This is a genomic window from Listeria costaricensis (assembly GCF_900183385.1).
In the GTDB taxonomy this organism is placed as follows: domain Bacteria; phylum Bacillota; class Bacilli; order Lactobacillales; family Listeriaceae; genus Listeria; species Listeria costaricensis.
Window position 1 is genome coordinate 1 of record NZ_FXUT01000036.1, and the last position, 725, is coordinate 725.

1 protein-coding gene is annotated in these 725 nt (G+C 45.4%); it reads left to right on the top strand.

Annotation, left to right across the window (positions count from 1 at the left end; all coding sequences use genetic code 11):
* Nucleotides 1–725 (top strand): adhesive domain-containing protein (locus tag CS921_RS15280; protein WP_420843765.1); only part of this gene is annotated, 725 nt, incomplete at both ends.

Sequence of the window (725 nt, forward strand, 5' to 3'; positions counted from 1 at the left end):
ACAGTTACTGTGCAGGATCAGTCAGAAACGGACACCAAAGTGACGTTGCCGCTTCCTGAAGGCTTGACATATCAAAATACATACAGCGGCGATGCGAGTGTGACATACGATGCCGCAAATCAGCAGATCGTGATTGACTGGTTGGAAGGACAGGAGAAACAAGTGCAGTTAACGTTGTTGGCGGAGACAAGCGGTACATATTCGCTGCAAGCTTCGACGATTCGGGAGGATAATCCGGTTGAGTCTGCGCCTGTTTCGATAAAGGTGGAAGCAGCAAGCGAGCCAGCACCGGAAGAACAAACAACAGAAGATCCTACCGCTTCCGATTCCAGCGCAACAGATGGAGCTGCGGCTTCTGATGAAGAGCAAACAACTGAACAGACAGAGCAGGAAGCATCTACAGATGAGTCAGCATCAGATACTAAAGAGTCATCTCTACAAGCAGATAACAGTCAGCTTCAAGAAACCAGCAAGACTTTTAATGATTGGTTTCCTGATGATAATTTGGCTAAATCAGTGGCATCTGCGAAGAATAAACAACCAACAGACACAGTGACGGATACACAATTGGCTGGGATTACTTATCTAACTTGCGGTGGTAGTGGTAGAGGTATTTCTGATATGAGCGGGTTGGAATATTTAACTGGTTTGATATATCTGGATTGCTCACATAATAACCTGAGTGAATTGGATGTGAGTCAAAATCCCAGTTTGACAAACCTGAA